Raw genomic sequence first — 25,583 nt, forward strand, 5'->3', positions numbered from 1 at the left:
CTCGGGTCGGCGCGTCCGTTCAACGGCAAGATTCTTCGGCAGGCGGCGCATCACTTCCACTGCAGAAAGAGGTGGGCAATTATGCAGATTGCGAAAAAAAATTCAACCTGCTTTTATGATTGTTTTCCCTGAAGGAGTACCCGATGGATTATCGACAGCTGGGCCGTACGGATCTGAACGTGAGCGCGATAGCCTTGGGGACCATGACCTGGGGCGAGCAGAACAGCGAGGCAGAGGCCTTCGCGCAGATCGAGCGGGCCAAGGGCGCGGGGATCAACTTCCTCGACACGGCCGAAATGTACCCGGTGCCGCCCAAGGCCGACACCTATGCCACCACCGAGCGCTACATCGGCAATTACTTCAAAAGCCGTGGCGACCGTGCCGACTGGATCCTGGCCAGCAAGATCGCCGGCCCCGGCAACACCATCGACTACATCCGCGATGGCCACCTGCGCCACAACCGCAAGCACATCGTCGACGCCCTGGATGCCAGCCTCAAACGCCTGCAGACCGACTGGATCGACCTCTACCAGCTGCACTGGCCGGAACGCAGCACCAACTTCTTCGGCCAACTGAGCTACAAGCACAAGGACGAAGACGACCTCACCCCACTGGAAGAAACCCTCGAAGCGCTGGACGAGCAAGTGAAAGCCGGCAAGATCCGCCACATCGGCCTGTCCAACGAAACCCCTTGGGGCACCATGAAATTCCTGGCCCTGGCCGAAGCCCGCGGCTGGACCCGCGCGGTGTCGATCCAGAACCCTTACAACCTGCTTAACCGCAGCTTTGAAGTGGGCCTGGCGGAAATTGCGATCCGTGAACAGTGCGGCTTGCTGGCGTATTCGCCACTGGCGTTTGGCATGCTCAGCGGCAAGTACGAAAACGGCGCACGCCCAGCCAAGGCGCGCCTGACCGAGTACAGCCGCTTCAGCCGCTACTTCAACCCGCAGTCGGAAGCGGCGTGCAGCCGTTATGTGGCGTTGGCACGGGAGCACGGCCTGGACCCGGCGCAGATGGCGTTGGCGTTTGTGACGCAGCAGCCGTTTGTGACCAGCAATATCATTGGTGCCACGTCGCTGGAGCAACTGGATAGCAACATTGCCAGTGCCGACCTTAAGTTGTCGAAAGAGGTGCTGGAGGGGATTGAGGCGATTCAGAAGGATCACCCGAACCCTGCGCCTTGATTGACCGGTAAACCGCTTTCGCGAGCAAGCCCGCTCCCACACTTGACCGAGCTCAGACATGAGAATGCGGTCAAATGTGGGAGCGGGCTTGCTCGCGAAGAGGCCCTCAACAGCACAACTAAATCATCAAAGCGCCCGCGCAATAATCTCCTTCATGATCTCATTGGTCCCCGCATAAATCCGCTGCACCCGCGCATCCGCCCACGCCCGTGCAATCGGGTACTCCCACATGAAGCCGTAACCGCCGTGCAACTGCACGCACTCATCGAGTACCTTGCATTGCAGGTCCGTGGCCCAGTACTTGGCCATCGCCGCCGTGGGCACATCCAGCTTGCCATCCAGATGCAGCGCCATGCACTTGTCGACAAATACCCGACCGATCTGAATCTCGGTGGCCATCTCCGCCAGCTTGAACCGGGTGTTTTGGAAGTCCGCAATCGCCTTGCCGAACGCCTTGCGTTCGCGGGTGTATTCCAGGGTCCATTCCAGCGCCGCCTCGGCGGATGACAGCGCGCCAATGGCTACCGTCAGTCGCTCCTGAGGCAACTCCTGCATCAGATAGGCGAAGCCCATGCCCGCCTGGCCCAGCAGGTTTTCCTTGGGCACCCGCACATCCTGGAAGAACAGCTCCGACGTGTCCTGGGCCTTCATACCGACCTTCTCCAGGCGCTTGCCCTTGTCAAAGCCAGGCGTGTCGGCCTCCACCAGAAACAGGCTGGTGCCCTTGGCGCCGGCCTTGGGATCGGTCTTGGCGACGACAATCACCAACTCGGCCAGATAACCGTTGGTGATAAAAGTCTTGGAGCCGTTGATCACGTAATCATCACCGTCCAGCACGGCGGTGGTCTTGACCCCTTGCAGGTCGGAACCGGCGCCCGGCTCGGTCATGGCAATGGCCGTGACCATCTCCCCAGAGATCAGCTTGGGCAGGTATTTGTGTTTCAACGCCTCACTGCCGTAATGCAGGATATATGGCGCAACAATATCCGAATGCAGGGAAAAAACGATGCCGGTCAGCCCCAGCCGGCTGATCTCTTCGATCACCACCGCGCTGTACAAAAAGTCCGCGCCCAGCCCGCCATATTCTTCCGGCAGATGGGAACACAGCATCCCCGCCTCCCCCGCCTTGCTCCACAAGCCACGGTCGATATAGCCCTGTTTTTCCCATTGCCCATGAAACGGCGCGGCGTCTTTTTCGAGGAAGGTGCGCACGCTCTCGCGGAAGAGTTCGTGTTCCGGGCTGAACAAGGTTCTGGGAATCATGGGTCACCTGCGTGGATTGTCGGACAAGGACGAGCCCACAGAGACTATGCCGCGAAGGCAGCACGGGACACTGGACACATGCGACAAAAAATAAGACGATCCAGCCGTCTGGTGACCACTTTCCCCTATAAGAATAAATGAAATTATGTCTAACCAAATCTCCACGCCGTTGCGGCGCGTCAGCATTTTGGCCATTGATCGGGTATTCGCTTCAACCCTCATGCAAGCCAAGGATTTCTTCCACCTCGCCAGCCTGCGTTACGGCAAACAGCAAGGCCTGGGCCTCACGCCCGCCTTCGAATCGCGCCTGGTCAGCCCCGACGGGCAATCAGTGCGCAGCTTCAGTGATGTGATCATGCCGGTGGACGGCGGCCTGGAAGACGCCGACATCATCGTGCTACCGGCCTTCTGGGATGACTTCGACGCCCTGTGCACCCGCTACCCGCAAGTGCTGCCATGGTTGCGTGAGCAACATGCACGCGGCGCCGTGTTGTGCGGCGAAGCCACCGGGGTGTTCTGGCTGGCCGAAGCCGGCTTGCTCGATGGCAAGGAAGCGACCACCTACTGGCGTTTCTTCAATGCCTTCAGCGAACGCTTCCCCAAGGTTCAGCTCAACCAGGACAAACACCTTACCGACGCTGACAACCTGTATTGCGCCGGCGGCACCACTTCGGCGTGCGACCTCTATATCTACCTGATCGAACGCTTCTGCGGCGCCAACATCGCCCAGGCCGTGGCCCGCGATATCCTCTACGAGGTGCAGCGCAGCTATTCACCGGGTCGCATCGGGTTTGGCGGACAGAAGCTGCACCAGGACGTAATCATCCTGCAGATCCAGCATTGGCTGGAGGAACACTTCGCCGACAAATTCCGCTTCGAAGACGTGGCCCGGGAACACGGCATGAGCATCCGCAACTTCATGCGCCGCTTCCAGACCGCTACCGGTGACAAACCGCTGCATTACTTGCAACGGCTGCGTATCGAGACGGCCAAGGGACTGCTCTCGGGCAGCCGCAAGAGCATCAAGACCATCAGTTATGAGGTGGGGTATGACGATGCGAGTTTCTTTGCCAGGCTGTTCAGGCAGCACACGGAACTGTCGCCGAACCAGTATCGCCAGCAGTTTCAGCAGGCCGCATAGATAAGGTTGAACGCGGTAAAAAATGTGGGAGCGGGCTTGCTCGCGAATGCGGTGGATCAGTCAACACTTCAAGTGACTGACACTCCGCATTCGCGAGCAAGCCCGCTCCCACATTTGATCTACAGCGTTCTTACGGCTTGTGCCCACGCGACAGGAATTCGTGGGACTGCATTTCCAGCAAGCGGCTCAACGTGCGCTGGAACTCGAAGTTCAGGCGCCCGCCGGTGTACAGGTCCTTCAACTCGACTTCCGCCGAAATGATCAGCTTCACATTACGGTCGTAGAACTCGTCGACCATGTTGATGAAACGTCGCGCGATGTCGTCGGTGGTGACGCTCATCTGTTCCACACCGCTCAAGATTACCGCGTGGAAGATCTTGCCCAGTTCGATGTAGTCGTTCTGGCTACGCGGGCCGTCGCACAGCTGGCGAAACTCGAACCAGGCCACGTCATCGCAGGTACGCAGCGCGATGATTTCGCGGTTCTCGATCATCAGCTTGTCGTTTTCCACCGCCTGGGTGCATTCCGGCGTGAGGGCGCGGAAGCTCTTTTTCAGGCTTTCGTGGGCCGCTTCGTTCAGCGGGAAGTGGAACAGCTCCGCTTGCTCCAGGTGACGCAGGCGGTAGTCGACGCCGCTGTCGACGTTGACGATTTCGGTGTTCTGCTTGATCAGCGCAATGGCCGGCAGGAAGCGCGCACGTTGCAGGCCGTCCTTGTACAAGCCGTCGGGCACGATGTTCGAGGTGGCCACCAGGGTCACGCCGTTCTTGAACAGTTCTTCCATCAGGGTGCCGAGGATCATGGCGTCGGTGATGTCGGAGACAAAGAACTCATCGAAGCAGATCACCCGCGCTTCTTCGGAGAAACGCTTGGCGATGATGGTCAGCGGGTTTTTCTCGCCCGGCAGGGTCTTCATCTCTTCGTGCACGCGCTTCATGAAGCGGTGGAAGTGCGTGCGCACCTTTTCCTTGAACGGCAGCGCTTCGAAGAAGGTGTCGACCAGGTAAGTCTTGCCCCGCCCCACGCCGCCCCAGAAGTACAGGCCTTTGACCGGCGTGTGGTCTTTCTTGCCAAACAGCTTGCTGAACATCCCCGGCTTGCTTTGCGAGGCCGCGAGCAGGTCGTCGTACAGGCGCTGCAAATGACGCACCGCATTTTCCTGGGCCGCGTCATGGAAGAATTCAGGGCGTTTCAGATCAGCTTGATATCGTTCTAGGGGCGTCATAATTTCGTTAGCAAGGCAACAAAAACGGGCCGTCACTGTAACGACGGCCCCGGATAATGGCAATCAACCCTTGGTCGGGTTAATCCTCGAGGGGGGTTTGCGCAGCACGTAACGCTTCGATGGCCGCATCGCGCGACGCTTCGTCAGAGAACACTGCGCTGTCGGCGATTGCCGCGCCGCCTATCCATACGCTGAAGCTCAAAGCCTCGGGACGCACTTCCACCTGCTCGTCCGCCTGCAACAACTTGGCGAAACCTCCCGCCGTTCTACCGTCGGCAAACTTTCGCGACAACAGTAGTTGCTCACCATCAGCGGTGAAGAACCGAAAACGGAAATTGCCATCGTCATCACGGAAGCTCACAACGCGCGCGGCTTTTGCGGCTTTCTTCTTGGTCGCGACCGGGGCTGCGGCCTGCTCGACGAACGAACGCAGACCAACTGCCTCACGCAGCTCAGCCAGGAACGGTGCAGCCACGGCGCGCGCTTTCTTGGCGCCGATCAGCAGCAAGTCTTCCATGTCCGAAGGGCGCGACATCAACTGGTGATAGCGTTCGCGGGCTTCGCCCAGTTGGCCATCCAGCAGTTGGAACAGACGGTTCTTCGCCTCGCCCCAGCCCAGCCCTTGCAACAGGTCGGCGCGGAACTCTTCTTCCTGGGCCTTGCTGGCAAATGCCTGGTACAGGGTAAACAGGTGCGAATTGTCCGGATCCTTGGCTTCGCCCGGCGCGCGGGAGTCGGTGACGATCCGCGAGATCGCGTCCTTCATGTCCTTGGCGCTGGTGAACAACGGGATGGTGTTGTCGTAGCTTTTCGACATTTTGCGGCCATCCAGGCCCGGCAAGGTGGCGACGCTTTCTTCGATCAGCGCCTCGGGCATGGTGAAGAATTCTTTACCGTTGCCAAACAGGTGGTTGAAACGCTGGCCGATATCACGGGCCATTTCCACATGCTGGATCTGGTCGCGACCGACCGGCACCTTGTGTGCGTTGAACATCAGGATGTCCGCCGCCATCAGCACCGGGTAGCTGTACAGGCCCATGCTGATGCCCGCATCCGGGTCTTCGCCGGCTTCCACGTTCTTGTCCACCGAGGCCTTGTACGCATGGGCACGGTTGAGCAGGCCCTTGGCGGCCACACAGGTCAGCAGCCAGGTCAGCTCGGGGATTTCCGGGATGTCGGACTGGCGGTAGAAGGTCACCCGGTTCACATCCAGGCCACCGGCCAGCCAGGTCGCGGCGATTTCCATGCGCGAGCGCTGGATGCGCTGCGGGTCATCGCACTTGATCAGGGCGTGGTAGTCGGCCAGGAAGTAGAAGGAGTCGGCATTGGCGTCCTGGCTTGCGAGGATCGCCGGGCGGATCGCACCGGCGTAGTTGCCCAGGTGCGGCGTGCCGGTGGTGGTGATGCCGGTGAGGATACGGGTACGAGTCGTCATGGGTAATCGCTTATCAGACTGCTATCAATTCGAGAGTCGCGGCAGCACCAGATCCTTCAGATCGGTGAGCTTGCCGTGAAAAAAGTGTCCGCATTCTGCCACTTTCAGCAGCTCATGGGGGCGATTCAAGGCGGCGGACCAGTCGTAGACGGTCTGTGGGTCGACCACTTCGTCGGTTTCCGGCTGGATCAGGGTCAATGGGCAACCCTGTGGCAGCGCATCGGCATCGCGCAGGCGCATCACCGCTGCGGCAACCATGAACAAATGTGACAGCTTTTCACCCTTGGCTTCCAGGCGACCGCCGAGGCTGGCGGCCACGTAGCCACCGAAGGAAAAGCCAAGCAAGGTGATCGGCAGGTCCGGGTGTTTTTCCCGCAGCCAGGTGGCGGCCGCTTCGGCGTCATCCACTTCACCGGTGCTCATGTCGTGGGTGCCGGCACTCGCGCCAACGCCACGGTAATTGAAACGCAAGGTAATCAAACCGGCATCGCGGGCGGTGCGTTGCAGGGTCGATACCACTTTATTGAGCATGGTCCCACCCTGCACCGGGTTGGGGTGGCAGATCAGCGCCAGGCCACGTGGCTCGGGGTGATCCAGGTACAGGGCTTCCAATTGGCCTACCGGGCCATCGATCAAAACGGGGGTTTCACGCATGAGCAAGAGATGAACTCCGTGACCTCACAAAGGGTCGACTCGTCTAGCTAAAAGTCTGTGCTTGGCATCATTGCGAGCTTAATCGCGGTATACAGCGCAGGTTTGAGCCGTTAACGTAAAGCAAAGCCGTTTATAGAGGAAGGACTCGTGGAACACTCGCTCTTAGTTTGGTTGTTGCCGACTCTTGCCCTGGTTGCCGGTGTCGCCATTGGTTTCCTGGTTGCTCGCTTGCTGCCGAATGCCGCGCCTAACCGCACGCAGCGTCAGTTGGATGACATTCAGGAACGTTTTGACAGTTATCAGAACGAGGTTGTTACCCACTTCAACAGCACCGCGACCCTGGTCAAGAAGCTCACCCAGAGCTACCAGGAAGTACAGGATCATCTCGCCGATGGCGCAAACCGCCTGGCCCTCGACGACATCACCCGCCAGCGCCTGCTGGCCGCGTTGCATTCCGATGCACCGCAAACCCCACGGGAGCGCCTGACACCGCCACGGGAAAACCAGGAGCCACCACGGGACTACGCGCCAAAAACGCCGAACGCCCCAGGCATGCTGGATGAGCATTACGGTTTGAAGAAGTAACTTAATCTTCAAGCACTAAAAAGCCCGGTTGATCGATGATCAGCCGGGCTTTTTGTTGGCTGGCGTTTACACCGGCTGTTCTTGCAGCATCCCACCCTCGATCCGCACATGCCGACCATGGAAACGCTTGAGGCTGCTGCGATGGCCGACGCTGACGATGCTCAGCCCCGGCAGCTCATCGATCAGCGCCTGATACAGCGTGGCCTCGTCCTCTTCATCCATGGCCGACGTGGCTTCGTCCATGTACAGCCATTGCGGCGCGAACAGTAACGCACGGGCAAAGGCGAGGCGTTGCTGCTCGCCCGGCGAGAGCATGCGTTGCCAGTGATTGGCCTCCTCCAGCCGGCCAATCAGATGCGGCAGGCGGCAGGTTTCCAGGACCTGTGCATAACGTTCGGCCGGGTAGACACTGTCGTCCTGTGGATAACTCAATACCGCCTTCAGCGTGCCAATCGGCAGGTAAGGTTTTTGCGGCAGGAACAAGTAGCGCTCGGCTGGCAGGCGGATAGTGCCGTGGCCGTTGGGCCACAGGTTGCCCATGGCGCGTAGCAAGGTCGACTTGCCGCTGCCGGAACGCCCACTGAGCATCAGCCGCTCGCCTTCAACCACCGTCAGGTCGGCGCCTTGCAGCAAATGCCGGCCGTCCGCCAGGTCCAGACTCAGGTCCGTGACCTGCAAGTCGCCACCCTGGTGTTGCAAGCCAATGCCCATCGTGCGGCTTTCGTTTTCCTGCATGGCCTGGCCGAAACTCAACAGACGATCACAGGTCGCGCGCCAACTGGCCAACAGCGTGTAGGCGTCGACAAACCAACTCAGGCTGCCCTGCACACTGCCGAACGCCTGGGCCACCTGCATCAGCACGCCCAGTTCGATCTTGCCGGAAAAGTAACGCGGCGCCGCGACCACAAAGGGAAAGATGATCGCGATCTGGGAGTAACCGCTGGTAAAGAAGTTCAGGCGCTTCTTGAGCTGCATGATGTTCCAGAAGTTGCTCCACACCCGTCCGAAGCGTGCGCTCAATTGCTGATGTTCGTTGGGCTCGCCATTGAACAGCGCGATGCTTTCCGCGTTCTCCCGCACCCGCACCAGGCTGAAACGCAAGTCAGCTTCAAAGCGCTGTTGGCGGTTGCTCAAGCCGATCAGCTTGCGACCGATCAAGTGGGTCAACCAACTGCCGATCACCGCGTAGATCAATGCCGCCCAGAACATGTAGCCGGGAATGGTAATGCCCCAGATTTCGATGCTGCCGGACACGCCCCACAGGATCACCGAGAACGACACCAGGCTCACCAAATTGGCGATAAAGCCCAGCCCCAGCGTGAGGGTGCTGCTGGTGAACGCGTTGAGGTCTTCGGAGATACGCTGGTCGGGGTTGTCGGTGTAGCCGCCGTATTCCAGATGGTAGTAATTCTTGTGGCCCAGCCACTGGGCGAAATAGGTTTCCGTCAGCCAGCGGCGCCAGCGGATGGTGAGCATCTGTTGCAGGTAGGACGTGAACACGCCGGTCACGATCGACACCACCGCAATCACGCTGAAGTACATCAGCAGATGGGTAAAGGCGTCGTAGTCCTTGTTTTCCAGCGCGTTGTAGAAATCGCGGTTCCAGCTGTTGAACCACACCGACACGGCGACGCTGAACAGCGACAACCCCAGCACCACCAACAGCAGCAGCCAGGCCTTGGCCTTTTCTTCGCTGCGCCAGTAAGGCGTGATCAACCCCCACACCCGCCGTAAAAATTGCCCACGCACCGCGTCGTTGACCGCGGAGTACTCAGCGTTCTGATTCATCGTTCAGGCTCGGTAGGGAAAAGATGACAGGCGTTCGAACCGATCATAGTTGATCGGTTCGCAGCTCCGTGCGGCCTGAAGCAGATTGTTCAGCTGTTGTTCAGATCAGGCTCAGCGGCGTACCGGGCGCTTCTGCAGCTTGCGCTGCAAGGTACGGCGGTGCATGCCCAGGGCGCGGGCAGTGGCGGAGATATTGCCTTCGTGCTCGGTCAGCACGCGCTGGATGTGTTCCCACTGCAGGCGGTCCACCGACATCGGGTTTTCCGGTACCAGGGTATCCAGGTCGGCGTGCTCGGAGAGCAAGGCGGCCAGCACGTCGTCGGCGTCCGCCGGTTTGCACAGGTAGTTGCAGGCACCGCGTTTGATCGCCTCGACGGCCGTGGCAATGCTGGAGTATCCGGTGAGGATCACCACGCGCATTTCCGGGTCGAGTTCCAGCAGCTTGGGCAGCAGCACCAGGCCGGAGTCGCCGTCCATTTTCAGGTCCAGCGCGGCGTAGTCCGGCAGGTCGGCCTGGGCGATGGTCAGGCCTTCCTCGGCCGAGCCTGCGGTGCTGACGCGGAAACCGCGACGGCTCATGGCGCGTGCCATCACGCGGGTAAAGGTGGCGTCGTCATCTACCAGCAACAGATGCGGCAGTTCTTCGCCTTCGACTTGGATCTCGTCACTCATCGATATCTCCTCGTGCGACACGGGGCAGGCGCAGCTCGGTGAGCGTGCCACCTTCCTCATGACTATAGAGCTTCACTGAGCCGCCCGCGCGGGTCACGCTGGCCTTGCTCAAAAACAGGCCGAGGCCGAAGCCTTTGCCCTTGGTGGTAAAGAAGGGTTTGCCGATCTGCTCGGCAATGGCCAGCGGCACACCCGCGCCGTGGTCACGAATGCTGATGGTCACGTCTTCGGCGTCCCAATCCAACTGTACGCCCAACCCCTCGGGACAAGCGTCGGCGGCGTTGTTCAGCAGGTTGAGCAGCGCCTGGGTCAGGTCCGGTGGCGGCGCCATGCGCGGCACGCTGCCCTGGCCCAGCAGGTGGAAACGGTAACTGGCTTCGGGGCGCATCAGGTGCCAGCGGTTCAGGGCTTCGTCGAGCCACTGGGTCACGTCCTGCATTTCCACCGCCAGGCGGCGATTGGCTTCGGCGGCGCGCACCAGTTGCTGCAGGGTCTGCTTGCACTGCTTGACCTGTTCGCGCAGTACGCCGAGGTCTTCTTGCAGCGCCGGGTCGTGATGGTCCTGGGTCATTTCGTTGAGCAGCACGCTCATGGTCGCCAAGGGTGTGCCCAGCTCATGGGCGGCGCCGGCAGCCTGGGTGGCGACGGCCAACAGTTGCTGGTCGCGCAGGCCCTCTTCACGGCGAATGGCGCGCAGTTCTTCCTGGCGACGCAGTTCTTCGGCCATCCGTGCGGCGAAGAAGGTGATGACCGCAGCGGACAGCGCGAAACTCAGCCACATCCCGTAGATCTGCAGGTTTTCCCGGGCGATCGGGAAGGTTTGCAACGGGTAGAACCGCGCCAGCAGCAAGGTGTAAAGCGTCAGGGCAATACCCGACAGCACCACCGAATAGCGCCACGGCAGAGTCACGGCAGCGATAGTCAGTGGCACCAGGTAATACGAAACGAACGGGTTGGTGGAACCGCCGGAGAAATACAGCAACACACTGTGGATAAACAGGTCGCAGGCCAATTGCAGGGCGTATTCCAGCTCGGTTACCGGCCACGTGGTACGCAACCGGATCGCGGTAAACACACAGAGCACGGTGGAGAAACCGAGGGTCACGCCCAGTTGCAGCCACGGCAGCGGCAGCAGGTCGAACCAATAGGCGAGCCCGACGGAGCCGGCCTGTGCGGCCAGTACCAGGGTACGGATGAACGTCAGGCGCCAGAGGTTCTGGCGGGTGGCGGAAGTCAGTTTTACGGCGGCGAGCATGTGCTCTCCCGGTGAGCGCTGCAGGCGGATCGGCAGGAGTATAAACGAAGCAGGCGGGCTGGCACGGCGCGTGTGGCTCTTTGCCGCAGGTCAGGCCAATGACCGTTCGTCGGCATCACCACAACTTGTAGCTAATGTGTAAACCCGAAGAACCCGATGCCACCGTCTACAGTCATACCCAACACGACTATCTCAAGGAGCTTCCATGTCTCGTTTCACTCGCAGTGCAGCCGCCCTCACCCTCAGCGTCGGCACCCTGGTCAGCCTGCCAGCACTGGCCGCTGACGCACTGAACTACAACCAGATTTCCCTGCGCGCCGAGGTCAGCCAGGAGGTGGCCCGCGACAAGATGATCGTGACGCTGTACACCGAATCCCAGAACAGCGACCCCGCCAAGCTCGCCGCCGAAATCACCACCACCATGAACAAGGCCTTGGGCCAGGCGCGCGAAGTCAAAGCAGTGACCCTGCGCCAAGGCAGCCGCAACAGCTACCCGATCTACGACAGCAAGAACCAGAAGATCACCGGCTGGCGTGAGCGCGCCGAACTGCGCCTGGAAAGCGCGGACTTCCCCGCATTGTCCAAGCTCACCGGCGAACTGCAGAGCACCCTGAAAATGGACAACATGGAGTTCTCCATCGCCGACGCCACGCGCAAGTCCAGCGAAGATGCCTTGCTCAAAGATGCAGTCGCCGCATTTAAGGCACGCGCGCAACTGGCCACCGATGCGCTGGGTGGCAAGGGCTACAAGATCGTCAACCTGAACTTCAACACCAACGGCTACCCGATGCCGTATGCCCGTGGCGGCATGATGATGAAAGCGGCCATGGCCGATTCGGCACCCACGCCTGAAGTGGAAGCCGGCACCAGCCAGGTCAACATGAGCGCCGATGGCGTGATTGAAGTGCAGATGCCGTGACCCCTACCTGATAAACCTGAACGGCGTTACCCTCGGTAGCGCCGTTTTCGTTTGGGCAGCTTATATATGCCTGCCACTTCAGGGGTCTCCATGGAAAGAATTGCCTTAAAACCGCTCCTCCTCGCTGCCGGCCTGCTGGCGTTTATGCCACTGGCCCAGGCGGCCAGTACCCTGGTCTACTGCTCCGAAGCCAGCCCCGCCGGTTTCGACCCCAGCCAGTACACCAGCGGCACCGATTTTGATGCCTCTGCCGAAACCGTGTTCAACCGCCTGACCCAGTTCAAGCGCGGCGGCACCGAAGTCGAGCCTGGCCTGGCGACGAGCTGGGACGTGTCCAAGGACGGCCTGACGTATACCTTCCACCTGCGCGATGGCGTCAAGTTCCACACCACCGATTTCTTCACCCCTACCCGCGACTTCAACGCGGATGATGTGCTGTTTACCTTCAACCGCCTGCTGGATGCGCAAAGCCCGTTTCGCCAGGCTTACCCTTCCGAATCGCCCTACTTCACCGACATGGGCTTGAACACCACGATCAAGAACGTCGACAAACTCGACGAGCACACCGTGCGCTTCAACCTCAATAACATCGATGCGTCGTTCGTACAGAACCTGGCCATGAGCTTCGCCTCGGTGCAATCCGCCGAATACGCCGCGCAACTGCTCAAGCAAGGCAAGGCCGAAGAGATCAACCAGAAACCGGTAGGCACCGGGCCGTTTGTATTCAAGCGCTACCAGAAGGATTCGCAGATCCGCTACGTGGCCAACCAACAGTATTGGAAACCCGAGGATGTGAAGCTCGACAACCTGGTGTTCGCCATCACGCCAGACGCGGCGTCGCGCCTGCAAAAGCTCAAGGCCGGTGAATGCCAGGTCAGCGGATACCCGCGCCCAGCGGATATCGAGGTGATGAAACAGGACCCGAATTTGCGCGTGCTACAACAAGCCGGTTTCAACCTGGGTTTCCTGGCCTACAACGTAACCCACCCGCCGCTGGACCAGCTCAAGGTGCGCCAGGCGCTGGACATGGCAATCGACAAGCCGGCAATCATCAAGGCCGTGTACCAGAGCGCCGGACAATTGGCGCAGAACGCACTGCCGCCTGCGCAGTGGTCTTATGACCCCGGCATCAAGGACGCGCCTCACGATCCTGCCAAGGCCAAGGCGCTACTAAAAGAAGCAGGGGTTGCACCCGGTACCACCATCAACCTGTGGGCCATGACCGTACAACGCGCCTCCAACCCCAACGCGCGCATGTCCGCACAGATGATTCAGCAAGATTGGGAAAAAATCGGCATCAAGGCCAATATCGTCAGTTATGAATGGGGCGAATACATCAAACGCGCCAAGAATGGCGAGCATGACGCCATGATTTATGGCTGGACCGGTGACAATGGCGACCCGGATAACTGGCTGGGCGTGCTCTACAGTTGTGCTGCGGTCAAGGGCAGCAACTACGCCAAATGGTGTAACCCGGCCTACGACAAACTGGTGCAGCAAGCCAAGGTCAGCAACGACCGCGAGCAACGCATCAAGTGGTATCAACAGGCACAAAAAATCCTTAAGGAACAAGTACCTATAACGCCTATTGCGAACTCGACGGTTTTCCAACCGCTGCGTAAGGAAGTCAAGGACTTCAAGATAAGCCCCTTCGGCTTGACGCCGTTCTACGGCGTGAGTCTAGAGAAGTAACAGCGACGCCCCAACCGAGTGCGCTAGACGCCTCGGTTGGTCATTTTTGGTGCGCCGCCTGCACCGAAAAAACCCTCGAAATAGACGCAAATATGTACAAACTTTCATAATTGCGACATTCCTGTACGTTCGTACCACTGTTTTACCTTCGTAACGGTTCAGCATCTTGCAATGGGTATGGCGCCTGCATAAGTATCCGCAGGCCGACTCACGAGGTCGCCCTCACCACCAAAAATGACAACAAATCATGAGGCCAACATGCTTAAACACGCAGTCATTCCGTTAATTGTTAGCGCTGGCCTTATGGCCGCAGCTCCTTTCGCCCAAGCGGCGACTAACCTGGTGTTCTGCTCCGAAGGGAGCCCGGCCGGTTTTGATCCAGGCCAGTACACCACCGGAACAGACTTCGATGCCTCGGCCGAAACCATGTTCAACCGCCTGACCCAGTTCGAGCGCGGCGGCACCGCTGTGATTCCTGGGCTGGCCACCAGCTGGGACGTGTCCCCGGATGGCTTGACCTACACCTTCCACCTGCGTGATGGCGTCAAGTTCCACACCACCTCGTACTTCAAACCGACCCGTCCCTTCAATGCCGATGACGTGCTGTTCACGTTCAACCGCATGATCAACAAGGACGATCCGTTCCGTAAGGCCTACGCCACCGAGTTCCCGTACTTCACGGACATGGGGATGGACACCAATATCAAGAACATCGAGAAAGTCGACGAGCACACCGTCAAGTTCACCCTTGGCACCGTGGACGCCGCTTTCATCCAGAACCTGGCAATGAGCTTCGCTTCGATCCAGTCGGCTGAATACGCCGCCCAACTGTTGAAAGAAGGCAAGGCCGCGGACATCAACCAGAAGCCGGTCGGCACTGGCCCGTTCGTGTTCAAGAGCTATCAGAAAGACTCCAACATCCGTTACACCGGCAACAAGGACTACTGGAAACCTGAAGACGTGAAGATCGACAACCTGATCTTCGCCATCACTACCGACCCGTCGGTGCGTATCCAGAAGCTCAAGAAAAACGAATGCCAGATCACCCTGTTCCCTCGTCCGGCCGACCTCAAGGCGCTGGGCGATGACAAGGACCTGAAACTGCCGCACCAAGCCGGTTTCAACCTGGGCTACATCGCCTACAACGTCATGGACAAGGTCAAGGGCAGCGACCAGCCCAACCCGCTGGCCGACCTGCGCGTACGCCAGGCGCTGGACATGTCGGTGAACAAGCAGCAGATCATCGACTCCGTGTACCAGGGCGCCGGCCAACTGGCCGTCAACGCCATGCCACCAACCCAATGGTCGTATGACACCACCATCAAGGACGCCAAGTACGACCCTGAGAAAGCCAAGTCGCTGCTCAAGGAAGCGGGCGTCAAGGAAGGGACTGAAATCGTTCTGTGGGCCATGCCGGTTCAGCGTCCGTACAACCCGAACGCCAAGCTGATGGCAGAAATGCTGCAGAACGACTGGAAGAAGATCGGTCTCAACGTGAAGATCACCAGCTACGAGTGGGGCGAGTACATCAAGCGCTCCAAAGGTGGCGAGAACCAGGCCATGATCATTGGCTGGAGCGGTGACAATGGTGACCCGGACAACTGGCTGAACGTGCTGTTCGGCTGCGACTCGCTGCAAGGCAACAACTTCTCCAAATGGTGCGACAAGAAATTCGACGGCATCGTAAAAGAAGCCAAGGCTACGTCGGACGTCGCCAAACGCACCGAGCTGTATAAGCAGGCGCAACATATCCTCAAAGATGCTGTCCCGATGACACCTATCGCGCACTCGACGGTGTATCAACCCATGCGTTCCACCGTGCAGGACTTCAAGATCAGCCCGTTTGGCTTGAACTCCTTCTACGGCGTGAGCGTCAGCGGCAAGTAAGGATCATTGGCGGCGACGTTTCATAACGTCGCCGTTATTGCATCCGCCTAGACCGTAGGAAACAGACCACACTCGCAACCGTTGCGTCCTACAGCAATGAACTGCGATGCGTGACTCCGTTGCCTACAAGGTCAATCCGATTTGGTGCATTTACTGCCAGGTCCGCGACCCATAACGTCGTAGGACAGCAGAGGCAACCAATTCGGAATGGCACTTGCTGCGTGTGGGATCAGTGATGTCACCCTGGCCAAACGCCAGGGTGATTGCTCGCTGATGACAACTACAATCAAGGATCGGGATCGTCATGCGCCATACCACCGTTCTATCCGCAATGTTTGCCACCAGCCTGCTGGCTGTGGCCACGATGGGCCACGCCGCCGACAAGCAGAGCCTGGTGTTCTGCTCGGAAGGCAGCCCGGCCGGTTTTGATACCGCGCAATACACCACCGCCACCGATAACGATGCAGCGGAGCCGCTGTATAACCGCCTGGTTGAGTTTGAAAAGGGCGAGACCGGTGTCGTACCTGCGCTGGCAACCAAGTGGGATATTTCGCCAGATGGCCTGACCTACACCTTCCATTTGCGTGAGGGGGTGAAATTCCACAGCAACAAGGAATTCAAGCCAACGCGGGACTTCAACGCCGACGACGTGCTGTTCACCTTCAACCGCATGCTTGACCCCGACCATCCATTTCGCAAGGCCTACCCCACCGAGTTTCCGTACTTCAACGGGATGAGCCTGAACAAGAACATTGCCAAGGTCGCCAAAACCGACCCGCACACCGTGGTGATAACCCTGAACACGGTCGACGCCGCGTTTATCCAGAACATCGCCATGAGCTTCGCCGCGATCCTCTCGGCCGAGTACGCCGACCAGTTGCTCAAGGATGGCAAGCCGAGCGATATCAACCAGAAGCCAATCGGCACTGGCCCTTTCGTGTTCCAGCGTTATCAGAAAGATTCGCAGATCCGTTATGTGGCCAACAAACAGTACTGGGACCCGAGCAAGGTCAAGCTGGACCAGTTGATCTTCGCCATCAACACCGACGCCTCGGTGCGGGTGCAAAAGCTCAAGGCCGGCGAATGCCAGGTGACCCTGCATCCGCGCCCGGCTGACGTCGATGCCCTCAAGGCCGACCCGAACCTGCAACTGCTGACCAAGCCGGGTTTCAACCTTGGCTATATCGCCTACAACGTGCGCCACAAGCCCTTCGACCAGCTCGAAGTGCGCCAGGCGCTGGACATGGCGGTGAACAAGCAAAGCATCCTGAACGCCGTGTACCAGGGCGCCGGGCAATTGGCCGTCAATGCCATGCCACCGACGCAGTGGTCCTACGACGACAGCATCAAGGACGCTGCCTACAACCCGGAAAAAGCCAAGGAACTGCTCAAGGCCGCCGGCGTTAAAGAAGGCACCGAAATCACCCTGTGGGCGATGCCAGTACAACGTCCGTACAACCCCAACGCCAAGCTGATGGCCGAGATGCTGCAAAGCGACTGGGCCAAGATCGGCCTCAAGGTCAAGATCGTCAGCTACGAGTGGGGCGAGTACATCAAGCGCACCAAGAACGGTGAGCACGATGTGAGCCTGATCGGCTGGACCGGTGACAACGGTGACCCGGACAACTGGCTGGGCACCCTCTACAGCTGCGACGCCATCGGCGGGAACAACTACTCCATGTGGTGTGACCCGGCGTACGACAAGCTGATCAAGCAAGCCAAGGTCGTGACCGACCGCGAACAAAGGACTGTTCTGTACAAACAGGCGCAGCAACTGCTCAAGCAGCAGGTGCCGATCACGCCCGTCGCCCACTCGACGGTCAACCAGCCGTTAAGCGCCAAGGTCGAAGGTTTCAAAGTGAGCCCCTTCGGCCGCAACGTGTTCTCGGGCGTCAGTATCACCCCATAAGAAAATAACCGGATTGCGCAAGGCGGAGACCGCCTTGCTGCAAACGCGCGGCCTTTTGTTGGGAGATTTCCTACGCCAAACGTTTGCAAAGGCTTGAACGAGTTACACACCCAATAGCCGGATCACCAAAAAAGACCGGCATTAAAAAGAGAACCAAAGGAGCTTCATCAATGAAACTGAGCAGCAAAGCGCTTCTGGCCTTGGCCATCAGCAGCATCACGGCCACCGCCTACGCTGAATCCGCCAGCCAGGACTTCGTTCCTACCACATTGGCCGGTTCCAGTGCCCAAAGCGAGGCCAAGGGCTTTATCGACGGTCAAAGCCTGGGCGGTACAACCCGTAACTGGTACTCCAACGAAATGAAGTTTCGTGGCCAGAAGTTCGGCTACTACAAAACCGCCGAAGATAAAGCCAACGACGTAAGCACCCGTGTTTCACGCCGTTACAACTGGGCCCAGGGCACCATCCTCAACTACACCTCGGGCTTCACCCAAGGCACCGTTGGCGTCAGCACCGAAGTAGCGGCCTACAACTACATCGCACTTGACCGCGACCAGAAAGACATCGCCGGCGGCTCCAACCGCACCCTGGCTCACTCCTTCGGCGACGCAGTAGGCCAGTGGAGCAAACTGGGCCTGGCCAACGTCAAGTTCCGTGTTTCAAACACCACCTTGACCGCCGGCCGCCAGAACTTCAGCAGCGGTATCGTCGACACCATCGGCAACCGTGCCCTGCCTTCGAGCTTCGAAGGTGTGAGCTTCAACAGCGAAGAGTTCAGCAACCTGTCGTTCCAGGGCGGTATCTTCGATCGCGTTTCGCCGCGTACCGAACAGAGCCTGTCGAAATTCCGCTCTGAATACGGCAATGGCCAGGAAACCGACAAGGTCAAGACCCTGGGCTTCAACTACCAGCCGTTCAAGAGCCTGAAAACCAGCGTGTTCGCCGCCAACGTCGAAGACTTCTGGAACCAGTACTACTTCGGCGCGACCCACGAACTGGGTGATGCACAGACCCTGGCACTGACCACCGGCCTGAACTACTACAAGACCACCGATACCGGCAGCAAGAAGATGGGCAACATCGACAACGATACTTACTCGTTGTCCTTGGGTCTGACCCACCAGGCGCACACCCTGACCTTCTCCTACCAGGAAGTGAACGGTGACGAGTACTTCGACTACCTGCACGAAACCAACGGCATCTACCTGGCCAACTCCCTGACCTCGGACTTCAACAGCCCGAACGAGAAGTCGTTCCAGATCGCCTACGGCATCAACATGGCCGAATACGGCGTGCCAGGCCTGAAGTTCAACGTCTACTCGGCTCGCGGCTGGGGCATCGACGGTACTCACTACAATGGCACCGCTTACGGCGAAGCCGGCGCATCGCGCAGTGACCTGCGCCTGATGGATGGCGAGAAGCACCAGGAATACGGTGTTGGCACGTCCTACGCGATTCAGAGCGGCCCGCTCAAGGCCACCACTATCCGGGGCACCTACGTGACTCACCGCGCCAGCGCCCAACAGGCTGACGGCAACATCAAAGAGTTCCGCCTGGTCACCACCATCCCGTTCAACATTCTTTAATCAGCGCCAGGTAGACGGCGGGCTCAGGACGAGCCCGCCGTCTACGCTTGTCTGGTCCCATCGATTGCAGAGGGCTCCGAATGAAATTGCTCCCACTACAAGCCGCCATGGCTGCCGCGCTGTTGAGCGTGGCGATCGGCGTTTCGGCCAAACCACTGGTGGTCTGCACCGAAGCCAGCCCGGAAGGTTTCGACCCGGTCCTGTACACCACGGCCGTGACCGCTGACGCCGCCGCCGAAACCATGTTCAACCGCCTGGTGGACTTCAAGCCCGGCACCACCGAAGTGATCCCCGCGCTGGCCAAAGCCCTGCCCGAGATCAGCGCCGATGGCCTGACCTACACTTTTCACCTGCGTGACGACATCAAGTTCCACACCACCGACTACTTCAAACCCACGCGCAACCTGAATGCCGACGACGTGCTTTGGAGCTTCCAGCGCCAGCTGGACCCGAATCACCCGTGGCATAACAAGTCCCTCGTGGGCTACCCGTACTTCGAAAGCATGGGCTTCAAGGAACTGCTCAAGAGCGTAGAAAAGACCGACGATCACACCGTCGTCTTCACCCTGACCCGTCCTGAAGCACCGTTTTTGGCCGACTTGGGCATGGCATTCTCTTCCATCCATTCGAAGGAATACGCCGACCAATTGCTCGCGTCCGGCAAGACCGAAGACCTCAACGCCAAGCCCATCGGCACCGGCCCGTTCGTCTTCACCCGTTATCAGAAAGACGCCCAGGCGCGGTTCAAGGCCAACCCCGACTACTTCCGTGGCAAACCGCAGGTCGACCCGCTGATCCTGGCGATCTCAACCGATAACAACGTGCGCCTGCAGAAGCTCAAGGCCAACGAATGTCAGATCGCGTTGTTCCCCAAGCCGGATGACATTCCAAGCATCAAGAAAGATCCGAACCTGAAAGTCGATGAACTGGCGGCGATGACCACCAGTTACACCGCGCTGAACACCACCCACAAATACATGAGCGATGCGCGGGTGCGTCACGCGATCAACATCGCGTTCGACAAGGCTGGCTACACCGAAGCCCTGTTCGGCAAAGGCAATGCGGTAGTGGGCACCGGCCCTTATCCGCCGACCTTGCTGGGTTTCAGCGACAAGCTGAAGAACCCGCCCCGCGACCTGGACAAGGCCCGCGCCCTGCTCAAGGAAGCCGGCGTACCGGAAGGCACTGAGTTCACCCTGTTCACCCGTAACGGTGGCGGCCCGACCAACCCTAACCCGATGCTCGGCGCCCAGCGCATGCAGGCGGACCTGGCGCAGATCGGCCTGAAAGTGAACATCAAAGTCATGGAATGGGGCGAAATGCTCAAGCGTGCTAAAAACGGCGAGCACGACATGGTTTCCGCTGGCTGGGTGGGCGATAACGGCGATCCGGACAACTTCCTGACGCCAAACCTGAGTTGCGATGCGGCGAAAAACGGCGAAAACTACGCCCGCTGGTGTAACAAAGAGTTTCAAGACTTGATCGACAAGGCGCGCGCCATCGCTGAACCCGCCCAACGCGCTGCACTCTATGAACAAGCACAGGACGTTTTCGATAAGGACCAACCCTGGCTTCCCATGGCTTATCCGAAACTGTTCACCGCCATGCGCAAGAACGTAGAAGGCTTCACTCAAAGCCCTCTGGGTACAAATAACTTCGCCACCACCCAGGTGAAGTAAATAAGAGAAACGCTCGGCACCGTCGACATTGGCGGTGCCGAACCTGCCTAACCGGCTGATTGAGGTACACGACAAGATGTTTAGTTTTATTGCCCGCCGACTGGGGTTACTGATCCCCACGTTTTTCGGCATCACGTTGCTCACGTTTGCGTTGATTCGCATGATCCCTGGCGACCCCGTCGAAGTCATGATGGGCGAGCGGCGCGTCGACCCCGAGATGCACGCACAGGCAATGGAACGCCTTGGCCTTAACAAGCCGCTGTATGCGCAATACCTGGATTACGTCGGCAAACTGGCCCAGGGTGACCTGGGCGAATCGCTGCGTACCCGCACCAGTGTGTGGACTGAATTCACCGCCCTCTTCCCGGCGACCCTGGAACTGTCCATGGCCGCCCTGTTGTTCGCCGGTATCCTGGGCCTGTTGGCCGGGGTGATCGCGGCACTCAAGCGAGGATCCCTGTTCGACCATGGGGTGATGGGCATCTCCCTGGCGGGGTATTCGATGCCGATCTTCTGGTGGGGCCTGATCCTGATCATGTTCTTCTCGGTCAGCCTGGGCTGGACCCCGGTTTCCGGGCGGATCGACCTGCTCTACGACATCGAGCCGCGCACCGGCTTCATGCTGATCGACACCCTGCTGGCTGACGAGCCGGAAGCGTTCTTCGACGCCCTGCACCACCTGATCCTGCCGGCCATCGTGCTCGGCACTATTCCGTTGGCCGTGATCGCGCGGATGACCCGTTCGTCGATGCTCGAAGTCTTGCGCGAAGACTACATCCGCACCGCCAAGGCCAAAGGCCTGTCGCCGGCGCGCGTGGTGTTCGTGCACGGCCTGCGTAACGCGCTGATCCCGGTACTCACCGTGGTTGGCCTGCAAGTCGGCACACTGTTGGCCGGTGCGGTTTTGACCGAGACCATCTTCTCCTGGCCCGGCATCGGCAAATGGCTGATCGAAGCCATTGGCGCGCGGGACTACCCGGTGGTGCAAAACGGCATTCTGCTGATCGCCTGCCTGGTGATCCTGGTGAACTTCGTGGTGGATATCCTCTACGGCTTCGCCAACCCACGCATCCGTCACCAGCGCTGAGATCAAGACCATGACCACACCTACTCCAGTGTCAGCAGTCGATCAAAGCCTGCTGTACCCGTCACCGTACAAAGAATTCTGGCAAGCCTTCTCCAAGAACAAAGGCGCGGTTGCCGGCCTGTTGTTCATGGTGCTGATCGTGTTCTGCGCGATCTTCGCCCCCTGGGTTGCCCCGCATAACCCGAGCGAGCAATACCGCGATTTCCTGCTGACCCCGCCGTCGTGGCTGGAAGGCGGGCAGATCCAGTTCCTGCTCGGCACCGACGAACTGGGCCGTGACTTGCTCTCACGCCTGATCCAGGGCTCGCGCCTGTCGCTGCTGATCGGCTTGTCGTCGGTGGTGATGTCGCTGATTCCGGGCATCCTGCTGGGCCTGTTCGCCGGGTTCTTCCCGCGTTTGCTCGGCCCGACCATCATGCGTTTGATGGACATCATGCTGGCCCTGCCTTCGCTGCTGCTGGCCGTGGCCATTGTCGCAATCCTCGGCCCTGGCCTGATCAACACCGTGATCGCCATCGCGATCGTGTCGCTGCCGTCCTATGTCCGTCTGACCCGCGCTGCGGTGATGGGCGAACTGAACCGTGACTACGTGACCGCCGCCCGCCTCGCCGGTGCCGGCCTGCCACGCCTGATGTTCATCACCGTGCTGCCCAACTGCATGGCGCCGCTGATCGTACAGGCCACCTTGAGCTTCTCCTCGGCGATCCTCGATGCCGCGGCCCTGGGCTTCCTCGGCCTTGGCGTACAACCGCCAACCCCGGAGTGGGGCACCATGCTGGCTTCGGCCCGTGACTACATCGAACGCGCCTGGTGGGTGGTGAGCCTGCCGGGTTTGACCATTTTGCTCAGCGTGCTGGCAATCAACTTGATGGGCGACGGCCTGCGCGATGCGCTGGACCCGAAACTCAAGAACGCCGCCTGAGGAGATTCCCATGTCACTGTTAGAAATCAAGAATCTCAACGTGCGCTTCGGCGACAAGACCGCCGTTCCGGTGGTCGATGGCCTCGACATTTCGGTCGACAAAGGCGAAGTCCTGGCGATCGTTGGCGAGTCGGGCTCGGGTAAATCCGTGACCATGATGGCGCTGATGGGCCTGATCGAGCACCCCGGCATCGTCACCGCCGACGCGCTGAACTTCGACGGCAAGGACATGCTCAAGCTGAGCAACCGCCAGCGCCGCCAGATCGTCGGCAAAGACCTGGCGATGGTGTTCCAGGACCCGATGACCGCGTTGAACCCCAGCTACACCGTGGGTTTCCAGATTGAAGAAGTGCTGCGCCTGCACCTGAAAATGTCCGGCAAGCAAGCGCGCAAGCGGGCCATCGAGCTGTTGGAAAAGGTTGAAATCCCAGGCGCCGCCAGCCGTATGGATGCCTACCCGCACCAACTGTCCGGCGGTATGAGCCAGCGCGTGGCAATCGCCATGGCGATTGCCGGCGAGCCGAAACTGCTGATCGCGGATGAGCCGACCACCGCACTGGACGTGACCATCCAAGCGCAGATCATGGAACTGCTGTTGGCCCTGCAAAAAGAGCAGAACATGGGCCTGGTGCTGATCACTCACGACCTTGCAGTCGTGGCGGAAACCGCCCAGCGCGTCTGCGTGATGTACGCCGGCCAAGCGGTTGAAGTCGGCCAGGTGCCGCAGTTGTTCGACATTCCGGCGCATCCGTACAGCGAAGCGCTGCTCAAGGCGATCCCCGAGCACAGCCTGGGCGCCACGCGTCTGGCCACGCTGCCGGGTATCGTGCCGGGCCGTTATGACCGTCCGCAGGGCTGCCTGCTGTCGCCGCGCTGCCCCTATGTGCAGGACTCCTGCCGTGCCCAGCGTCCGGGGCTTGATCCGAAAACCAACAGTCTCGCGCGCTGCTTCTACCCCTTGAACCAGGAGGTGGCGTAATGGCCGTCGTTCTTACCGCCCGCGACCTGACCCGTCACTACGAAGTGTCCCGTGGCCTGTTCAAGGGCCATGCGTTGGTGCGTGCACTCAATGGCGTGTCCTTTGAGCTGGAAGCCGGCAAGACCCTCGCCGTTGTAGGCGAATCGGGTTGCGGCAAATCCACCTTGGCCCGTGCGCTCACATTGATTGAAGAGCCGTCTTCCGGCTCCTTGAAAATCGCCGGCCAGGAAGTCGCCGGCGCCGACAAGGCCCAGCGCAAGCAACTGCGCAAAGACGTGCAGATGGTGTTCCAGAGCCCGTACGCCTCGCTGAACCCACGCCAGAAAGTCGGTGATCAACTCGGCGAGCCGCTGCTGATCAACACCAACCTGTCCGCTGCCGAACGCCGCGAAAAAGTGCAGGCAATGATGAAGCAAGTGGGCCTGCGCCCCGAGCATTATCAGCGCTACCCGCACATGTTCTCCGGCGGCCAGCGCCAACGGATCGCCCTGGCCCGCGCCATGATGCTGCAACCCAAAGTGCTGGTGGCGGATGAACCCACCTCGGCACTGGACGTGTCGATCCAGGCCCAGGTGCTGAACCTGTTCATGGACCTGCAGCAGGAGTTCAACACGGCCTACGTGTTCATCTCCCACAACCTGGCGGTGGTGCAACACGTCGCGGATGACGTGATGGTGATGTACCTCGGCCGCCCGGTGGAAGTCGGTCCCAAGGAAGACATCTACGCCCGTCCGCTGCACCCCTACACCCAGGCGCTGCTGTCGGCCACCCCGACCATCCACCCGGACCCGAACAAGCCGAAGATCAAGATCGTCGGCGAACTGCCCAACCCGCTGAACCCGCCGCCTGGCTGCGCCTTCCACAAGCGCTGCCCGTACGCGACCGCACGGTGCAGCACCGAGGAGCCGCAACTGCGCGCCTTGGACAACCGCCAGGTGGCCTGCCACTACGCGGAGCAGTTCGTGGCGTGACATCGCAACAAAAATGCCCTGGGTGATCAAGCCCAGGGCATTGCCTGTGTTCTACAGCCCTTCCCATCAGGTTGCGCATCAGCCTGGCGGGAGGGGCTTTCTTTTGGGCGAAGCCTACGTCTGGCTGTCGCCTTCGGCGTCCGGATCATCGCTGTCCGGCTCGTCGGTGGTGGAGTCATCATCACCCTCGCTGCCACCCTGGTCCTTATCGCCAGGTTCCGCCTCGGACTTCGCCAATTGCAGATCCTGGCTATGCCCCGATGACACAACACCGCCCTGCACCGGGTTATGCGCCCAGGCCGACGACATTCCCAACGACAACAACACCATCACTTTTATCAACAGCACAACACGTTGAAAAATACTCATGGTTGATTCCGTCCAGTCAGTAGGTAGATCCCACGCGGTAGCCGTTCACCGCCGCCAGCGTTGACGCTAGCCCCGATGCCGGGTTTACGCCAGGCGTCAGGTTTCGCCGTCGTCGTAGGTTTCACTGTCCTCGCCATCGTTGTAGGGGTTTTCCTGGTCTTCCTTCGGGGCGGGCTGGGCTTGCGGTTTCCAGCTGCCGGAGTTGACCTCTTGCTGTTTTTTCTTGGTGACCGGGCCGGTGTCTTTCCATTGCGGCGCTCCAGCGCCCGCCAGTGCCGGGACCGTGGTCAGCCCCAGACTGGCTAACAGCATCCAGCAGATGACGCGTTTGACACTAGGCACAGCGTCTTCCTCTTTCTCAGTCAATGGGCAGTTCCTACA

General features: G+C 59.8%; 22 protein-coding genes. 13 read left to right on the top strand and 9 right to left on the bottom strand.

Going from position 1 to position 25,583, the window contains the following annotated elements:
- The first annotated feature begins 143 nt into the window (after nucleotides 1-143).
- Nucleotides 144-1,184, top strand: coding sequence for an NADP(H)-dependent aldo-keto reductase (locus tag ACP7BX_RS05400; RefSeq protein WP_314528917.1), 1,041 nt, complete (start codon nucleotides 144-146; stop codon nucleotides 1,182-1,184).
- Between the two features lie 126 nt (nucleotides 1,185-1,310).
- On the opposite strand, the gene ACP7BX_RS05405 is transcribed toward ACP7BX_RS05400, so the two are convergent.
- Complete coding sequence (locus ACP7BX_RS05405) at nucleotides 1,311-2,447, bottom strand: acyl-CoA dehydrogenase family protein (protein WP_426128149.1); 1,137 nt, start codon at nucleotides 2,445-2,447, stop codon at nucleotides 1,311-1,313.
- A 220-nt stretch (nucleotides 2,448-2,667) separates the two neighbouring features.
- Here ACP7BX_RS05405 and ACP7BX_RS05410 point away from each other — a divergent pair, with 220 nt between their 5' ends.
- The gene (locus ACP7BX_RS05410; protein ID WP_174890977.1) at nucleotides 2,668-3,588 is read left to right on the top strand and encodes a GlxA family transcriptional regulator; all 921 of its coding nucleotides are present in this window, start codon (nucleotides 2,668-2,670) and stop codon (nucleotides 3,586-3,588) included.
- A 130-nt stretch (nucleotides 3,589-3,718) separates the two neighbouring features.
- Here the strand turns inward: ACP7BX_RS05410 and zapE are convergent, their stop codons facing one another.
- From zapE to ACP7BX_RS05425, 3 genes are all read right to left on the bottom strand, one after another.
- Nucleotides 3,719-4,813 (bottom strand): cell division protein ZapE, encoded by a 1,095-nt coding sequence (gene zapE / locus ACP7BX_RS05415; RefSeq protein ID WP_016976236.1) that lies wholly within the window; start codon nucleotides 4,811-4,813, stop codon nucleotides 3,719-3,721.
- 79 nt (nucleotides 4,814-4,892) lie between these two features.
- The gene (locus ACP7BX_RS05420; protein ID WP_426128147.1) at nucleotides 4,893-6,248 is read right to left on the bottom strand and encodes a tryptophan--tRNA ligase; all 1,356 of its coding nucleotides are present in this window, start codon (nucleotides 6,246-6,248) and stop codon (nucleotides 4,893-4,895) included.
- Between the two features lie 24 nt (nucleotides 6,249-6,272).
- Entirely contained in the window at nucleotides 6,273-6,902 is a 630-nt protein-coding gene (locus ACP7BX_RS05425; RefSeq protein WP_426128145.1) for an alpha/beta hydrolase, read from the bottom strand.
- 147 nt (nucleotides 6,903-7,049) lie between these two features.
- On the opposite strand from ACP7BX_RS05425, the gene ACP7BX_RS05430 reads away from it, so the two are divergent.
- On the top strand, nucleotides 7,050-7,487 hold the full coding sequence (locus tag ACP7BX_RS05430; protein ID WP_003171734.1) for a YhcB family protein: 438 nt from the start codon (nucleotides 7,050-7,052) through the stop codon (nucleotides 7,485-7,487).
- 66 nt (nucleotides 7,488-7,553) lie between these two features.
- On the opposite strand, the gene ACP7BX_RS05435 is transcribed toward ACP7BX_RS05430, so the two are convergent.
- The 3 genes from ACP7BX_RS05435 to ACP7BX_RS05445 all read right to left on the bottom strand — a co-directional run bounded on the left by ACP7BX_RS05435 (nucleotide 7,554) and on the right by ACP7BX_RS05445 (nucleotide 11,202).
- A complete protein-coding gene (locus tag ACP7BX_RS05435; protein ID WP_426128143.1) occupies nucleotides 7,554-9,275 on the bottom strand; it encodes an ABC transporter ATP-binding protein/permease in 1,722 nt (573 codons plus the stop codon).
- A 111-nt stretch (nucleotides 9,276-9,386) separates the two neighbouring features.
- Nucleotides 9,387-9,947, bottom strand: a complete 561-nt coding sequence (locus ACP7BX_RS05440) for a response regulator transcription factor (RefSeq protein ID WP_003171731.1) — start codon at nucleotides 9,945-9,947, stop codon at nucleotides 9,387-9,389.
- Nucleotides 9,940-11,202: an ATP-binding protein gene (locus ACP7BX_RS05445; RefSeq protein WP_016976240.1), complete on the bottom strand. Its 1,263-nt coding sequence runs from the start codon at nucleotides 11,200-11,202 to the stop codon at nucleotides 9,940-9,942. The genes ACP7BX_RS05440 and ACP7BX_RS05445 overlap by 8 nt, the downstream gene beginning before the upstream one ends.
- A 205-nt stretch (nucleotides 11,203-11,407) precedes the next feature.
- Here ACP7BX_RS05445 and ACP7BX_RS05450 point away from each other — a divergent pair, with 205 nt between their 5' ends.
- The 10 genes from ACP7BX_RS05450 (at nucleotide 11,408) to ACP7BX_RS05495 (ending at nucleotide 24,833) form a co-directional block, all read left to right on the top strand.
- Entirely contained in the window at nucleotides 11,408-12,121 is a 714-nt protein-coding gene (locus ACP7BX_RS05450; RefSeq protein WP_033903376.1) for an SIMPL domain-containing protein, read from the top strand.
- A gap of 90 nt (nucleotides 12,122-12,211) precedes the next feature.
- A complete protein-coding gene (locus tag ACP7BX_RS05455; protein WP_426128141.1) occupies nucleotides 12,212-13,813 on the top strand; it encodes an ABC transporter substrate-binding protein in 1,602 nt (533 codons plus the stop codon).
- 258 nt (nucleotides 13,814-14,071) lie between these two features.
- Entirely contained in the window at nucleotides 14,072-15,700 is a 1,629-nt protein-coding gene (locus tag ACP7BX_RS05460; protein WP_426128139.1) for an ABC transporter substrate-binding protein, read from the top strand.
- Nucleotides 15,701-16,031: 331 nt separating this feature from the next.
- Nucleotides 16,032-17,609 (top strand): ABC transporter substrate-binding protein, encoded by a 1,578-nt coding sequence (locus tag ACP7BX_RS05465; RefSeq protein ID WP_420492063.1) that lies wholly within the window; start codon nucleotides 16,032-16,034, stop codon nucleotides 17,607-17,609.
- A gap of 170 nt (nucleotides 17,610-17,779) precedes the next feature.
- The gene (locus ACP7BX_RS05470) at nucleotides 17,780-19,195 is read left to right on the top strand and encodes an OprD family outer membrane porin (protein ID WP_426128137.1); all 1,416 of its coding nucleotides are present in this window, start codon (nucleotides 17,780-17,782) and stop codon (nucleotides 19,193-19,195) included.
- 80 nt (nucleotides 19,196-19,275) lie between these two features.
- Nucleotides 19,276-20,874, top strand: a complete 1,599-nt coding sequence (locus ACP7BX_RS05475) for an ABC transporter substrate-binding protein (RefSeq protein WP_426128135.1) — start codon at nucleotides 19,276-19,278, stop codon at nucleotides 20,872-20,874.
- 76 nt (nucleotides 20,875-20,950) lie between these two features.
- On the top strand, nucleotides 20,951-21,961 hold the full coding sequence (locus ACP7BX_RS05480; protein ID WP_016976247.1) for an ABC transporter permease subunit: 1,011 nt from the start codon (nucleotides 20,951-20,953) through the stop codon (nucleotides 21,959-21,961).
- A 10-nt stretch (nucleotides 21,962-21,971) separates the two neighbouring features.
- Entirely contained in the window at nucleotides 21,972-22,883 is a 912-nt protein-coding gene (locus ACP7BX_RS05485) for an ABC transporter permease subunit (RefSeq protein WP_033903370.1), read from the top strand.
- 10 nt (nucleotides 22,884-22,893) lie between these two features.
- Nucleotides 22,894-23,862, top strand: a complete 969-nt coding sequence (locus ACP7BX_RS05490; RefSeq protein ID WP_028618822.1) for an ABC transporter ATP-binding protein — start codon at nucleotides 22,894-22,896, stop codon at nucleotides 23,860-23,862.
- A complete protein-coding gene (locus ACP7BX_RS05495; protein ID WP_016976250.1) occupies nucleotides 23,862-24,833 on the top strand; it encodes a peptide ABC transporter ATP-binding protein in 972 nt (323 codons plus the stop codon). The genes ACP7BX_RS05490 and ACP7BX_RS05495 overlap by 1 nt, the downstream gene beginning before the upstream one ends.
- A 114-nt stretch (nucleotides 24,834-24,947) precedes the next feature.
- Here ACP7BX_RS05495 and ACP7BX_RS05500 read toward each other — a convergent pair whose 3' ends face one another.
- Together ACP7BX_RS05500 and ACP7BX_RS05505 are read right to left on the bottom strand one after the other, a co-directional pair.
- Nucleotides 24,948-25,202, bottom strand: a complete 255-nt coding sequence (locus ACP7BX_RS05500; protein ID WP_269132853.1) for a hypothetical protein — start codon at nucleotides 25,200-25,202, stop codon at nucleotides 24,948-24,950.
- A gap of 96 nt (nucleotides 25,203-25,298) precedes the next feature.
- Nucleotides 25,299-25,544 carry a hypothetical protein gene (locus tag ACP7BX_RS05505; protein WP_033903367.1) on the bottom strand — a complete coding sequence of 82 codons (246 nt, stop codon included), beginning with the start codon at nucleotides 25,542-25,544 and terminating at the stop codon, nucleotides 25,299-25,301.
- Between the last annotated feature and the right edge of the window lie 39 nt (nucleotides 25,545-25,583).

The sequence above is a fragment of the Pseudomonas sp. DWP3-1-3b3 genome, assembly GCF_049896305.1.
Classification (GTDB): Bacteria; Pseudomonadota; Gammaproteobacteria; order Pseudomonadales; family Pseudomonadaceae; genus Aquipseudomonas; species Aquipseudomonas azotoformans_A.